At 43.4% G+C, this 13333-nt stretch carries 17 protein-coding genes and 1 tRNA gene; 2 read left to right on the top strand and 16 right to left on the bottom strand.

What is annotated here, in order from left to right:
* Positions 1-7 precede the first annotated feature (7 nt).
* The 7 genes from opp4B to rpsF form a co-directional block, all read right to left on the bottom strand.
* A complete protein-coding gene (gene opp4B, locus J2X75_RS18120) occupies positions 8-970 on the bottom strand; it encodes an oligopeptide ABC transporter permease (protein WP_036611942.1) in 963 nt (320 codons plus the stop codon).
* Positions 971-977: 7 nt separating this feature from the next.
* A complete protein-coding gene (locus J2X75_RS18115; protein ID WP_017691436.1) occupies positions 978-1910 on the bottom strand; it encodes an ABC transporter ATP-binding protein in 933 nt (310 codons plus the stop codon).
* Positions 1911-1924: 14 nt separating this feature from the next.
* Entirely contained in the window at positions 1925-2914 is a 990-nt protein-coding gene (locus J2X75_RS18110) for an ABC transporter ATP-binding protein (protein ID WP_124118694.1), read from the bottom strand.
* Between the two features lie 727 nt (positions 2915-3641).
* Positions 3642-4235: a M15 family metallopeptidase gene (locus tag J2X75_RS18105; protein ID WP_091035243.1), complete on the bottom strand. Its 594-nt coding sequence runs from the start codon at positions 4233-4235 to the stop codon at positions 3642-3644.
* 216 nt (positions 4236-4451) lie between these two features.
* Positions 4452-4724, bottom strand: a complete 273-nt coding sequence (rpsR, locus tag J2X75_RS18100; protein WP_017691433.1) for a 30S ribosomal protein S18 — start codon at positions 4722-4724, stop codon at positions 4452-4454.
* Positions 4725-4780: 56 nt separating this feature from the next.
* Positions 4781-5266, bottom strand: coding sequence for a single-stranded DNA-binding protein (ssb, locus tag J2X75_RS18095; RefSeq protein ID WP_017691432.1), 486 nt, complete (start codon positions 5264-5266; stop codon positions 4781-4783).
* Between the two features lie 48 nt (positions 5267-5314).
* Complete coding sequence (rpsF, locus tag J2X75_RS18090) at positions 5315-5608, bottom strand: 30S ribosomal protein S6 (protein ID WP_036611944.1); 294 nt, start codon at positions 5606-5608, stop codon at positions 5315-5317.
* A 202-nt stretch (positions 5609-5810) separates the two neighbouring features.
* Here rpsF and J2X75_RS18085 point away from each other — a divergent pair, with 202 nt between their 5' ends.
* Positions 5811-6005, top strand: coding sequence for a YjzC family protein (locus J2X75_RS18085; protein WP_036671877.1), 195 nt, complete (start codon positions 5811-5813; stop codon positions 6003-6005).
* A gap of 438 nt (positions 6006-6443) precedes the next feature.
* Here J2X75_RS18085 and J2X75_RS18080 read toward each other — a convergent pair.
* The 4 genes from J2X75_RS18080 to J2X75_RS18065 all read right to left on the bottom strand — a co-directional run bounded on the left by J2X75_RS18080 (position 6444) and on the right by J2X75_RS18065 (position 8053).
* Positions 6444-6534 (bottom strand) — tRNA-Ser (locus J2X75_RS18080).
* A 103-nt stretch (positions 6535-6637) separates the two neighbouring features.
* Positions 6638-6847 (bottom strand): DUF951 domain-containing protein, encoded by a 210-nt coding sequence (locus J2X75_RS18075; protein ID WP_150365088.1) that lies wholly within the window; start codon positions 6845-6847, stop codon positions 6638-6640.
* Entirely contained in the window at positions 6837-7775 is a 939-nt protein-coding gene (locus tag J2X75_RS18070; protein ID WP_310338613.1) for a mechanosensitive ion channel family protein, read from the bottom strand. The genes J2X75_RS18075 and J2X75_RS18070 overlap by 11 nt, the downstream gene beginning before the upstream one ends.
* Positions 7776-7789: 14 nt before the next feature.
* Positions 7790-8053: a putative Se/S carrier protein gene (locus tag J2X75_RS18065; RefSeq protein ID WP_017691427.1), complete on the bottom strand. Its 264-nt coding sequence runs from the start codon at positions 8051-8053 to the stop codon at positions 7790-7792.
* 117 nt (positions 8054-8170) lie between these two features.
* Between J2X75_RS18065 and yyaC the strand changes: the two genes are divergently transcribed.
* Positions 8171-8776, top strand: a complete 606-nt coding sequence (gene yyaC / locus J2X75_RS18060) for a spore protease YyaC (RefSeq protein ID WP_017691426.1) — start codon at positions 8171-8173, stop codon at positions 8774-8776.
* Here yyaC and J2X75_RS18055 read toward each other — a convergent pair.
* The 5 genes from J2X75_RS18055 to noc all read right to left on the bottom strand — a co-directional run bounded on the left by J2X75_RS18055 (position 8751) and on the right by noc (position 13314).
* On the bottom strand, positions 8751-9251 hold the full coding sequence (locus J2X75_RS18055) for a DUF4446 family protein (protein WP_036671879.1): 501 nt from the start codon (positions 9249-9251) through the stop codon (positions 8751-8753). The genes yyaC and J2X75_RS18055 overlap by 26 nt on opposite strands.
* 140 nt (positions 9252-9391) lie before the next feature.
* Positions 9392-10546: an aminotransferase class V-fold PLP-dependent enzyme gene (locus J2X75_RS18050; protein ID WP_310338608.1), complete on the bottom strand. Its 1155-nt coding sequence runs from the start codon at positions 10544-10546 to the stop codon at positions 9392-9394.
* Positions 10547-10706: 160 nt separating this feature from the next.
* The gene (locus J2X75_RS18045; protein ID WP_310338606.1) at positions 10707-11552 is read right to left on the bottom strand and encodes a ParB/RepB/Spo0J family partition protein; all 846 of its coding nucleotides are present in this window, start codon (positions 11550-11552) and stop codon (positions 10707-10709) included.
* Entirely contained in the window at positions 11545-12306 is a 762-nt protein-coding gene (locus J2X75_RS18040; protein WP_310338604.1) for a ParA family protein, read from the bottom strand. The genes J2X75_RS18045 and J2X75_RS18040 overlap by 8 nt, the downstream gene beginning before the upstream one ends.
* A 189-nt stretch (positions 12307-12495) precedes the next feature.
* On the bottom strand, positions 12496-13314 hold the full coding sequence (gene noc / locus J2X75_RS18035) for a nucleoid occlusion protein (RefSeq protein WP_091012196.1): 819 nt from the start codon (positions 13312-13314) through the stop codon (positions 12496-12498).
* Positions 13315-13333 lie beyond the last annotated feature (19 nt).

The raw sequence follows: 13333 nt of genomic DNA, 5'->3' as shown, positions 1-13333 counted from the left end.
CAAGTTCTTACTTGATCCGTATACGTGGATCTACAATTCCTAGAATTATGTCAGACAGCAATGCCCCGAGAATGGAAGCTACGCCATACAACAATACGAGTGCAGTCACAACGCTGAAGTCACGCAATGAGATGGAACTCAGGAACAACTGCCCCATACCTGGATAACTGAATATACTTTCGATAAATACCGTACCTCCGATAAGCCCTGTAATCTCATATCCGAAGAATGCGGCGATAGGTAATAACGAGTTTCTCAAGATATGTCTGTTATAGATCCGGGATTCCGAGGCACCTTTGGCTCTGGCAGTAATAACGAATTCCTTATGCTTGATATCAATGATCTCACTACGTAAATATTGAACCGTAGATACCGTTGTAATCAGTGCCATGGATAGTGCAGGCAATAATAGATGATAGAACTTACTCATTACGTAGCTGAATGTGCCTGGTGTAAGTCCTGGCGCAACGCTACCTCCTGTCGGGAACCAGCCGAAGTGGAATCCGAAGATCCATACCATTACCAGTGCAAAGATGAACAATGGTGCGGCAAAGCCCAGGTAGGTGTATCCCGTGATTAACCGATCAGACCAGGTATCATTGTAACGACCACTGATGATACCCAGTGGAATAGCGATCAGGTAAGTCAGTACAAGCGTCGCCAGTGCGAGCCAGAATGTGTTTGCTACACGCTGACCGATCAAGTCGGTAACCGGCATTTTGAAACGGAAGGATTGTCCAAAATCACCTTGGATGGCGTTTTTGATCCAGTCCCAATATTGCACGTACCAAGGATTATTCAATCCCAGTCTCTCTCGCTGCGCTTCCAATGCTTTGGGATCAACGCTTGGATCAAGCAATCCCGTTAGTGCATCGCCCGGCATGGCCTTGGCCATCAGAAAGACCAAAAGACTAAGTAAAAATATCTGAGGGATCATTATGATAATTCTGCGTACTATCGTTTTCCACATATGGCCTTCAACCTTTCTGAGGTAGAGCTACTCGGTGAGTATCGGAAATGGATTTGAGCGAGTATGCAAGCCCTTCCTCATCAAAGAAATTTCGGTATGAATGTTCATACTCCGATTTGACCTGTTGACGGAAGGCTACCATTTCCTCTCGTTTGGTTGGGTCCATATCCGGAATGGCTGCAATGAGACGTTTGGTATAGATGTGTTGCGGATTCTCAAAAATATCATTTGTTGTGCCCTGTTCCACATATCGACCTTTATACATAATTCCAATCTCATCACACATATGGCGGATGATGCCCAGATCGTGACTGATGAACAGATACGTCAGATTTAATTCTTTTTGAATTTCCTGCATGAAGTTGAGTACCTGAGCCTGTACCGATACATCGAGTGCAGATACAGGTTCATCCGCGATAATTAGCTTCGGCTTCAGTGCAATAGCCCGTGCAATGCCGATCCGTTGACGCTGCCCCCCTGAGAATTCATGCGGATATTTGTAGATTGATTCTGGACTCAGGCCAACCTTCTCAAGTAATTCTCTTACTTGTCTTTTCTCCTCGGTAGCTGTCAGACGCTCATAGTTACGAAACGGCTCAGCAATAATATCGATAACCCGCTTCTTAGGATTCAGTGATGAATATGGGTCTTGAAAAATCATTTGTACATCCCGCTGGAGCTGCCTGTTCTTACGTCGCTCCGTAGCCAAGTTTTTCCCGTTAAATAGAATCTTTCCGTCAGTGACATGGTTTAGCCCAATAATGGCTCTGCCTGTTGTTGTCTTACCTGAACCTGATTCGCCAACCAGACCATAGGTCTGTCCTTCTTCAATGGAGAAGCTAACATCATCAACAGCCTTTACACTACCAATTTCCCGTTTAAGCAATCCACCGCGAATCGGAAAGTGTATCTTGAGCCCTTCTACTTCGAGTAATGCCATTATGTTATTCCTCCTCAGCTTTGGTCAGGGAAATGAAAGTGCTGGTAACAGGTACACCGTACAAAGTGACCTGGTGCAATTTCATGCATCTGTGGGTTCTCTTCATGAGCCGATTCACTAATCCATGGAATTCGGGCTTTGAATCTGCACCCTTTGCGAGGAAGATTTTTGAGTGATGGTACGATACCTTGGATGACATGTAATTTGGATCTTTCTTCAGACAGGGTGGGAATAGAGTTCAACAATGAGCGGGTATATGGATGCTTCGCATCGTTCATCAATGTGAAGATATCTGCGATTTCAACAATTTCGCCTGCATACATAACTGCTACGCGATCAGCCATCTCAGCTACAACACCCAGATCATGTGTAATCAGAATAATGCCTGCGTTAATTTCATTCTTCAGATCACGGATTAGCTCCAGAATCTGTAGTTGAATCGTAACGTCAAGCGCCGTCGTTGGTTCATCGGCTATGAGTAGTTCCGGTTTGTTGGCAATCGCAATGGCAATAACAATTCTCTGTCTCATACCACCAGATAGTTCGTGGGGATACTGCTTGTATATTTGTTCGGGACGTGGGATCCCTACCTGATTCAATAAGTGAATGACCTTTTCTCTCTTCTCTCTGGAAGAAAGCTTGGACTGATGAAGTGTGAGAATCTCTTCAATCTGTTCACCAATAATCATTAGAGGATTTAGTGCGGACAATGGGTCCTGAAAAATCATGCCCATTTCTTTGCCGCGTAGCTTGTTTAACTTGCTTGGGGAGATGTTGGCAATGTCTTGTCCTTTATAGAGAATCTGGCCTTCGATCTTTGCTTTGTTATGCAAACCCATAAGAGAGAATGCAAAAGCACTTTTACCTGACCCGGATTCACCTACAATCGCCAACACTTCATTTTTCTTCACCTTAAGGTTAACGTGATCCACTGCTGCATAATAGTCATCTTCAATTCTGAATGATGTTGTTAGATTTCTGACTTCCAATAGCTCTGTATTCAAATCAATCACCCTAACCCCATAATTTCCGTAGATTGTATTCGTGTGTAGAGGAATGCATCCACTGTATATTTCCAAGTTCTTGAAGATAACGAACAATAGCTTATACAAAATACCAAATCATTAGGAGAAACAAGTTTAAGAGACTTATATTTAGACCATTGGTCAATTAATGTTGATAATTCCTAGCGGAATTATATATCAAAATAATTAATGTAATCATACGTGTAATTTTAGCTAACGTCAATGCTTATTTTGAGATTTTTGGTATAAATGTTTTTTATACTACAGATTTGGATATTAGTAATACTATAAAGGCATATATCAGGAATTTTGAGAGGTGTTATCTTGTTTTTGGCTGTGAGGTGTACATAGGCAATTAGTCAAAATAACATATACATAACATAGTAATTACATCTAATGTATATGTAATCTTTAATTTAAGTAGATAACCTTAATTTTGCGTGAGGTAAATGTTACATATATGAGTGATGATTATATATCGATCCATAGCTGAATTTTATTGAACCGGAGCCGTTATGCTTACAATTGAAATAATATGTGCGATCAAAGTAAAAAATCTAGTTAATCTAGTATAGTTTTATTTATTTGCTAATGTAAAGACCAAATTGTCATCTTTTATCATTTATTTTACAAAAGAAAGAAAAAAGCCCTGCAAAATGCAGAGCTTATCTAATATTTATTCATTTAAATGTATATATAACACCCTTTACTGAGAATCAGGAGGTCTTTTACCACGTTTTAACTCATTGATACTCAAGCCAAAATCCATCTGCAAGTGAGGATAGTCCGGGAAGTTTGCCCAGTCTCCACCCCAAGTGAAACCTAACTCTTTGGCGAGATCCACAACTTCCATCCAGTCTGCCTTGCCATTCCCGTTATCATCACGTTCCATATCCCACACCACATCACCCTCAGGCGTTCTCAGTGCAAAATCAATTGCTAATCCGTAGTTATGATATGACTCACCACCACGTGCATTAGTAACGATATTGCCTGCGCTTGAGCGTCCTTGGTTAAATAGTGCATCTTGTTCCTCGGAACTTCGGTAGCCGTGGGTGATGACAATCTCTATTCCACGTCTCGCTGCCTTACGTACCAATAATTTCTCATTTTCTGCTACCACAGGATGTAGGCCGGTGATTGGCAGAGCTTCTTGGATTGTTGTCCCAGGCCACATGTTATCTATATCACCTTTTTGCTGTAACCACACATATATAATGGAAAGTAAAAGAGTAGCTATAATCCAGGTTTTCAGACTGCTCTTTTTTCTCTGTTTGCCTTTACGTTTTGATGTATTCATATCCACTCCTGATGATTATTCTGAAATAAAGCTATTCTTGCTAACTGAGCCTTTTCAGTAGATTAGACTCTATTATAATCCATTTGAGCCTTGAATGCTTCTATCACCATAGTTTAGATTCTCTGATTAGCTAGAGTGAACATGTTATTTTATTCTATACATACAAAAAAGCAGCCGGCTATAAGCCGACTGCTTCGTATGCAAGCTGAGTAAAAACTACTCAGTTGTGTATGGCAATAATGCGATTTGACGGGAGCGTTTGATTGCAATCGTCAGCATGCGTTGATATTTAGCGCTAGTACCTGTTACACGGCGTGGCAAAATTTTTCCACGTTCGCTGATAAATTTACGAAGCAAGTCCGTATCTTTATAATCGATGTGAGTAATTTTGTTAGCTGTGAAGAAGCACACTTTACGACGTTTATTACGGCCGCCACGACGTGCCGGTCTTTTATCGTTGTCTCCGCCTTCTCTTTGCTTGAAGCCCATGCTTTTCAGTCCTTTCCTATCATGTAACCCATATCTCCGAAGAGTATCAGCTCATGTTAAAATGGCAAATCATCATCCGATATATCAATCGGTTTTCCGTCATCGGAAAAAGGATCCTGATTGTTGCTACGCGAATTATTGTTATTGTTCGCGCGTCCGCCGCCTCCATAAGAAGGCTCTTCACGCATTGGTTGCCCACCGCCGCCACCGCTATTATCACGGTTAGCTGACTCCAAGAAACGGACATTATCGGCAATAACTTCGGTCACGTATACACGTTTTCCTTCGTTATTCTCGTAGTTCCGTACTTGAATGCGTCCTTCGACTGCAGCCAGGCGTCCTTTGCGCAAATAGTTTGCACAGGTCTCGGCAAGCTGTCTCCAGGTTACGACCGGAATGAAATCGGCTTCCTTTTCTCCCCCTTGGCTTGTAAACGGTCTGTCCACTGCCAAAGTAAATTGCGTAACTGCTACTCCTGCTGGAGTGTAACGCAACTCAGGATCCCGGGTTAACCGTCCGATCAGAATGACACGGTTCAACAATGTAATCCCCTCCTTCAGAGCGTATTGGTGCGTTAATCACGATTAGTCTTAAGCAGACTTAACGTCGTTTGTAATGAGATAACGAATTACTTCGTCAGAAATCTTCATGAGACGCTCAAGTTCAGTTACAACTGCTGGTTCAGCAGTAAAATGTACCAGAACATAAAAACCATCACGGAATTTCTTGATCTCATACGCAAGACGGCGTTTACCCATAACGTCGTGAGCTGTAACTTCACCACCGCCGTTGGAGATGATGCCTTGGAATTTATCGACTGTAGCTTGAACAACTTCTTGCTCAATGTCAGGACGAATAATGTACATCACTTCATATTTGCGCATAATTTTCACCTCCTTATGGACTCTGGCCCTCAATCTAGGTTGAGAGCAAGGAACGAGCACAAACTCGAACTATATTAATATAACAAATACCGAGTCAAAGTGCAAGCAAACGTTCCCTGTACATATTGGCACATGATCAGCCCGGCTATGGAGCACACTACAGAAGCAACAAAGTAACATAATCTGCAGAGGAGGTTTTATCATGGGTGAAAAAACCGAGTTTGAACCAGGAGACAAAGCCCCAAACGATGGAGAGTACACGGAAGTTGGGGAAAAAAGCTTTGTCACGGAAATTCAGAACCCAAAGCGGGTAACGCTGCAAAAAGGTGAAGCTTTTCCCGAAACAAGCAATCATAATCGTAAGTGGAAGAAGCTGACCAAAGCCCGCGTCCATTAATCGCAATACTTTTTTACGATCCATGTATATAAAACGGAATAAAGCACATAATACAATTAGGCGGTGCACGAGAGAGGTGTGGTTCCGTTGGACAACGAAGCCGATCATTCGCTGTTGGAGATTCATCACGTAATTTAAGAAGCAAGTGGTTATGTGTTGTAAGGCCCTTCGTCTGAAGCACGCGTATTGCTACGTGCAGTACACCAAGTGTCTGATTGTTACGACCGATTGTTTCCTAACAAACAAATGCACCGCCGGATAAAGAGCCCTTCGGGGCTCTTTATTTTTCATTTTAGTCATTAATGATGCATCTGATATGGATACGTGGTCAATACATATTCAATAAAACGTTATACAAAAAAAGACTTTCCTAATGGAAAGTCTTCTTATCGATCTTTTTATTAAACTCAATGTGTATTGAGTAAATTACAATTGAAGTGGCGGAAAGGGTGGGATTCGAACCCACGCACGCTGTGACACGCCTAACTGATTTCGAGTCAGCCCCCTTGGGCCTCTTGGGTACCTTTCCGCAGCAATATTGATTATAGCATGATCATTTACAGAACGCAACACCCATGCGGGGCCTGCATGTAAACGTTATTACGCGTACTGCATACCGAATTATTACAAGATCAGGATTCAGTGGAATCGTCGGCTGAACGCAGTACCTTCTTCATGTTTTTCTCGAATTTCGCTCTTGGAATCAACACGCTGTGTTTACATCCGACACACTTGATTCGAATATCCATACCCATACGAATGATCTCCATCTCATTGCTGCCACAGGGATGCTGCTTCTTCATCTGCACGATATCCCCAAGCTGGAAACTTTTACGCTCCACCTGTGCCATCCCCCTCATCTTTCTCCAAAGCTACTGCCTGTTCCACTACGGCTTGATTGCTCATCTCATGATACTCCAACGTTTTTTTCACATCGCCCTGAATCTGACGTTCCACAGAAGCACGAGAGTTAGGCATACATTCAGCCACAATTCGCACCACATACTCTGATGTAGACATCGACTGAATACCGAGCACATCCGGCACCTTCACAATATTTAGGTCACGCTCTTCAATCCCCACCAAAGACTTCTTCACCAGATGTACTGACTCATCGAGACTTAAGTCCGCCTTCATCGGAATATCCACTACAGCCAGCGAATTCGACATGGAGTAGTTCGTTACACTTGCAATCGCCCCGTTTGGGATAATGTGCACTTCACCTTGCCAGCTGACCAGTTTCGTTGTTCTAAGTCCGATCACTTCAACCGTTCCCTTGTAGGTTCCCGTCTGAATAACATCCCCCACAGCGAATTGGTCCTCCAATATAATGAAGAAACCGGTAATAACATCCTTGACCAGACCCTGTGCACCAAAACCAATGGCAAGCCCGAGCACACCGGCACTCGCGAGTAGCGGTCCAACTTGGATATTGATCTCAGATAACAGTAGCAGAATCATAATGAAATTACATGTTATGGAGGTCGCATTTTTCAACAGTTCCCCTACGGTCACGAATCTGCGCGGATTCACGCGAATCTTGCCTTCCTGCTTGCGTTCCATGGAACGATCTATAATGCGATATACCACCTTAATGACAATACGGGTGATGATAAAAATAATAATGATCCGGATTGAGCTGAACATAATGTTAAGCCACATATCGGGGTCTGCAATTCTGTTCCAGACTTTATCCGTCCAACGAAGGGCTTCATTCACAGCACCAGCGGCGCTACTACTTTCCCCTTGAGCAAATTGAAATGGCAACATCCAGCATGCCTCCTCTACATCGGTATGTTATCATAGCTGTCTTCTGTTTTGAAATAGAGGCCTCGGATCTCGACGAACTCGTTACGAATGATCTTTTGCACTCGTTCCAGATCCTCTTTTGGAAACTGGATACATAGCGCACACCCTGCTGTAATTTCTTTTGGCGTAGGGAACAAATCAATCTCTATCTCAGCAAACTCCAGCAGCATTTCAGCACGCAGTGCCTGCTGGGTTGAATCAAACGCAATCAGCATCCAATCGTTAATCCATTCGTCCATGTCCGGCTCCTTTCGCCATATGTTTAACCTTTGAGAAAAAGCTTGTCCTCGTGAAGTATAAAACGCTCTACCTTTCCATATACTGTTACTACTATTCCAAGGGAAAGGATAGATCCTATGAATCCTACTTCGCGTTCCTTTTCATCACAAGACATGACCAGTTTGAAAATCCCCCATACCGATCCAAGCATTCACTCCGCCATTACCCATCGGTTAATGTTCCATCTCTATAAAGCCCATTCTCTGCAAAATGTAGTGATTGTCTGCATCGGCACAGATCGCTCAACAGGCGACTGTCTTGGTCCTCTGGTCGGATCAGCCCTTTCCAAGTGGGACAGCCCTTTATTCCATCTATATGGTACCTTGGATGAACCAGTCCATGCGATGAACCTGCAAGATACACTCCACAACATACAGAAAACACACCATAACCCTTATGTGATTGGCATTGACGCCTGTCTCGGACAATCATCCAGTGTGGGATGCATTCAAGTTGTGAATGGTCCACTCAAGCCGGGTGCGGGGGTAAATAAAGAATTACCGCCGGTCGGCGATATCCATCTGACAGGTATCGTTAACGTCGGCGGCTTTATGGAATACTTCGTTCTACAGAACACACGGCTCAGTCTTGTTATGCGCATGTCCGAGATTATATCCAGCAGTCTGTACTCTGCCATCCGGGAATGGCATACACGTTCTACTCTGCTTGCTGTGCCAGAGTAATAGCTTCCTTTTCCTCTGGGGACAGAGTATACGTGGACTCTCCCCCTTTAAGAGGTTTGGCATATACGTAAGAACCGTCACGGTTATATATCCCCGTAAGGATCATGCCATCCTGGCTATCATTAATCATGGCCATGGAGAAGCTCAGATCACTGCCACGCTCTCCATAAGCATTGTACCTTTTCACGCCAACCTTACCTTGAATGCGGGTCAGCTTTTGCATGACAACTTGCAGCTGATTCGTTTGCAGTTTGTGTTCATCCTCAATGCTATCCATCTGAATTTTCAGATTAATCAGCAACGATTCCAGGTCCTCTACTCCACTGCCAGCCATCATGGCTTCATATTTACGTTTAAACTTTCGTAACTTTGCCCCTTGAACAATACTCACAATCAGCAAGATCACCGTAAGTAATGCCATTCCGCCAATAATCCATAACAGCTGTTCCAGAATCAGCTCGTTTAATTCAGCCATGTAATTGCAACTACCCCTCTATATTTTTGATCAGATTAACGTCTGTCCTGTAATATTATCATTCATTATAAATCAACCCGATATCCATAAGCTTAATCAAGCAATCCTGTATCCAATGAGTTCATCATTTCAACTCTAATCTAGTCTGCCCCAGTCAATTCCAACACTGCCTTAACGAGTGCTTCCACATGTTCTCTAGTTGAATTGTATCCCACACTAGCTCTTACTGCTCCGGTAGCAGTTGTACCAGCAGATTCGTGTGCAAGCGGTGTGCAATGAAAACCGGAGCGAACCGCAATCCCATAATTCCGATCTAATCGGAAAGCGAGTTGTGCCGAATCATACCCATCTACAGTAAAAGATACTAATCCGGTGCGTGGCTGTCCAATCTCTGGACCAAGCATTCGAATGCCCTTAACGGATGACAGTCCATCCATTATATGTTGGGTCAGTTCCCACTCATGTTGGTAGATGACCGCTGGTGTCATCTCAAGTACATGTTTCACACCCGCATTCAGCCCTGCAATCCCGACTGTATTCGGCGTCCCCGCTTCATAGCGATCAGGACGCACCTTTGGCTGCTCCAGAGCTTCTGACTGACTTCCTGTTCCTCCATGAAGTAAAGGCTCTATATCGAGCTCTGGCGCAATGTACAAGCCCCCTGTACCCTGAGGACCAAGCAGTCCCTTATGCCCTGGAAAAGCCAACATATCAATGCCCAATTGTTGTACATTCACAGGCATGACCCCAGCACTCTGAGCCGCATCTACCAATAAGATCGCCTGATATTTACGACACAGGAGCGAAATTTCTCCAATAGGAAGAATACTGCCAAGTAGATTGGAACTATGTGTACATACCACCAATCTGGTATTCGAACGAAACATACGTTCCATTTGCATCAGATCAATGGCTCCCGCAGCATTAACAGGTACATAATCAATCTCCACATTTCGGAGTCTTCGCATGTACTCCAGTGGTCGTCTGACTGAGTTATGTTCAGCCATGGTGGCAATCACATGGTCGCCTTCCTTGAGCGAACCTTGAATAGCTAGATTTAGCGCTTCAGTCGTATTCGATCCGAATGCAATATCATTCGCATTTTTGATTCCAAAGATATTGGATATGGATTTTCTCGTCTCAAACAATACACGACTTGCCTGAACAGCCATCCGGTGACTTCCTCTGCCAGGATTGGCTCCGGCAATCTCCAATGCACTCAACATCGCATCACCGACAGCAGGTGGTTTGGGCCAAGATGTTGCTGCATGATCTAGATAGATAACTCCCTCCACCTCACAACCACCTCTGTCCCATAAATTAATAATTCCCCTGCACATATGCACGTATAACCCGATAAACAAAGAATGACATATCGTTTCTCCATGGTACAGAGGCGATATGTCATGACATGAGTAAGCCCCGCATGTTGTTAATGAATCATAGACCCGACTGTTATTGTAACAATTCCAATAGCCGTTCTAGATCCTGTTGACTGTAGTAGTTGAGCTCAATTTTACCTTTATCTTTATTGTGCTTGATTTTCACTGTTGTTTTGAAACGTTCACGCAGAGATTCTTCCAATGTATCAATGAATGGATCATTCTTTTTCAACTTCGATTTGGCTTTAGCCTCACCTGTTTTGGAGCGATCTAATTGTTGAACGGCTTCCTCCAACTCACGTACACTCCATTGCTGATCAATGGTTTGTTTGGCAAGTTGCTTCACCACAACCTCGTCTTTCACACCCACGATCGCACGTGCATGTCCCATGGATAATGTTCCACGTGAAACATGGTCTTTTACTTCTTCGGGCAATGATAACAGACGCAAGAAATTAGCAATGTGAGAACGTGATTTACCTACTTTTACAGACAATTCTTCCTGAGTCAACGCGAATTGATCCATTAACCCCTGATAAGCAACTGCAACTTCCATGGCGTTAAGATTCTCCCGTTGCAGATTCTCAATCAACGCAATCTCCATTACCTGCTGATCACTGAAATTCCGGACTACAGCCGGTACCGTGGCATTACCACAATATTGCGAAGCTCTGAACCGTCGTTCCCCGGCAATAATCTCATAACCTCGTAATACAGGACGAACAATAATGGGTTGTATGACACCATGCTGACGAATGGACTCAGCCAGTTCATGTATTGCGCCCTCATCAAATACTTTACGTGGTTGATAGGGGTTAGCCCGCAGTTGACTAATCGGGATTTCTACGACTTTATCATCGTCATTAATTGAAAGCGAAGGAATGAGGGCATCAAGACCTTTTCCAAGCCGCTTACTCATAAGAAATCACTTCCTTTGCGAGCTCTAAATACACTTCCGCCCCTCTTGAACGGGGGTCATACGTAATAATGGATTGACCATGAGATGGTGCTTCACTAAGCCGTACGTTACGCGGAATAATTGTTTGATATACTTTTTGTTGAAAATACTTTTTCACTTCTTCAATAACCTGAATCCCCAGATTGGTCCGCGCATCAAACATCGTCAGCAATACCCCTTCAATCTGCAGGGATGTATTCAGATGTTTCTGTACCAGACGAACCGTATTGAGCAACTGACTTAATCCTTCAAGTGCATAATACTCACACTGAATCGGAATGATCACCGAATCGGAAGCAGTCAACGAATTGATCGTTAACATACCAAGAGATGGCGGACAATCAATCAGTATGTAATCATAGTTTTTTTTCACCATGGCGAGTGATTTTTTCAGGCGAACTTCCCGTGATATCGTGGACACCAATTCGATCTCGGCTCCGGCAAGCTGAATCGTTGCAGGTATGATATGAAGGCCTTCAATCTGAGTCTCCACAATCGCTTCTTGAGGAGGAACCTCATTAATAATGACATCATATATACAATTAGCCACATCTGCTTTATTGATTCCGACTCCGCTGGTTGTATTCCCCTGAGGGTCAATATCGACAAGCAATACTTTTTTCCCGAGTGAAGCCAATCCTGCACCCAAGTTAACAGATGTCGTCGTTTTCCCCACACCGCCCTTTTGATTTGCTACGGCCATAATCTTAGACAATTACTTCACCTCAAATAAAATAGGAGTCTTTTCTGTAGGTTGTGAGATATTGTTAACAAAAAGCAGGCGGCTATCGTCCACACAAACAACAACTACCGTTCCATCAATATACCGACCGTTCTTTAAACATGTCAGACCTAACTTGCTTTATAGACATAAAAAGCGGCCCATTGCCGCCATAAGCTTCAATTATTTGCGTTTTGGAATATGGATAACGATCTCATAATGATCCTCATGGTCTGCTTCTTTGGTTTTGATGTCCAGACCAGAACCAGTTACCATATCAATGGATTGGCGAATTGTATTAAGTGCAAGCCTTACATCCTTGGTAAAGGAAACACGTCTAGATTTTTTAATCTTAGAAGATTCCTTGTAGAAGGCAACACGTGCCTCTGTCTGTTTCACATTTAATTCTTTTTCGATAATCTCACCGAGCAACTTCATCTGCAGTTCTTCCGTATCCAGAGAAAGTAATGCTCTTGCATGCCGTTCAGAAATTTTGCGTTCCATCAATGCGGCCTTAATGCCTTCTGGAAGCTGTAACAATCGAATTTTGTTGGCGATGGTTGACTGGCTTTTGCCGAGTCGTTGTGCCAGACTTTCCTGTGTCAGTTGATGCAAGTCAATCAGCTTCTGATAAGCGACAGCTTCCTCAATTGAGGTCAATCCTTCACGCTGCAAGTTCTCAATCAGTGCAATGGATGCGGCCTGAGAGTCGTTGAATTCACGCACAATAGCCGGAATCGTATCCAAACCCAATTTTCGAACTGCACGCCAGCGACGTTCCCCGGCAATAATCTCATATGATCCATTTCGCACGCGAACGACAATAGGCTGAATTACACCATGTGTTTTGATCGTTTGCAACAACTCATCAATTTTATCATCATCAAAAATAGTACGGGGTTGATATGGGCTGCTCACAATTTCATTAACCGGAATCTGTTTGATCTCATCTCCGTTATTGCGCTCCGCCAAACCAAACAACTTCGAAAATTGTTCTTTCATTCCGCAGATTACCACCTAG

The sequence above is a fragment of the Paenibacillus sp. 2003 genome, assembly GCF_031455635.1.
In the GTDB taxonomy this organism is placed as follows: Bacteria; Bacillota; Bacilli; order Paenibacillales; family Paenibacillaceae; genus Paenibacillus; species Paenibacillus amylolyticus_B.
Note: the sequence above shows the minus strand (reverse complement) of the source record. Positions and strands in the feature narration are given on the sequence as shown.

Bases quoted from the DNA above. Each gene is read 5' to 3' on its own strand.
- opp4B (WP_036611942.1), bottom strand. From the start codon at position 970: ATGTGGAAAACGATAGTACGCAGAATTATCATAATGATCCCTCAGATA.
- J2X75_RS18115 (WP_017691436.1), bottom strand. From the start codon at position 1,910: ATGGCATTACTCGAAGTAGAAGGGCTCAAGATACACTTTCCGATTCGC.
- J2X75_RS18105 (WP_091035243.1), bottom strand. From the start codon at position 4,235: ATGAATACATCAAAACGTAAAGGCAAACAGAGAAAAAAGAGCAGTCTG.
- rpsR (WP_017691433.1), bottom strand. From the start codon at position 4,724: ATGGGCTTCAAGCAAAGAGAAGGCGGAGACAACGATAAAAGACCGGCA.
- rpsF (WP_036611944.1), bottom strand. From the start codon at position 5,608: ATGCGCAAATATGAAGTGATGTACATTATTCGTCCTGACATTGAGCAA.
- J2X75_RS18085 (WP_036671877.1), top strand. From the start codon at position 5,811: ATGGGTGAAAAAACCGAGTTTGAACCAGGAGACAAAGCCCCAAACGAT.
- J2X75_RS18070 (WP_310338613.1), bottom strand. From the start codon at position 7,775: ATGTTGCCATTTCAATTTGCTCAAGGGGAAAGTAGTAGCGCCGCTGGT.
- J2X75_RS18065 (WP_017691427.1), bottom strand. From the start codon at position 8,053: ATGGACGAATGGATTAACGATTGGATGCTGATTGCGTTTGATTCAACC.
- yyaC (WP_017691426.1), top strand. From the start codon at position 8,171: ATGAATCCTACTTCGCGTTCCTTTTCATCACAAGACATGACCAGTTTG.
- J2X75_RS18055 (WP_036671879.1), bottom strand. From the start codon at position 9,251: ATGGCTGAATTAAACGAGCTGATTCTGGAACAGCTGTTATGGATTATT.
- J2X75_RS18045 (WP_310338606.1), bottom strand. From the start codon at position 11,552: ATGAGTAAGCGGCTTGGAAAAGGTCTTGATGCCCTCATTCCTTCGCTT.
- noc (WP_091012196.1), bottom strand. From the start codon at position 13,314: ATGAAAGAACAATTTTCGAAGTTGTTTGGTTTGGCGGAGCGCAATAAC.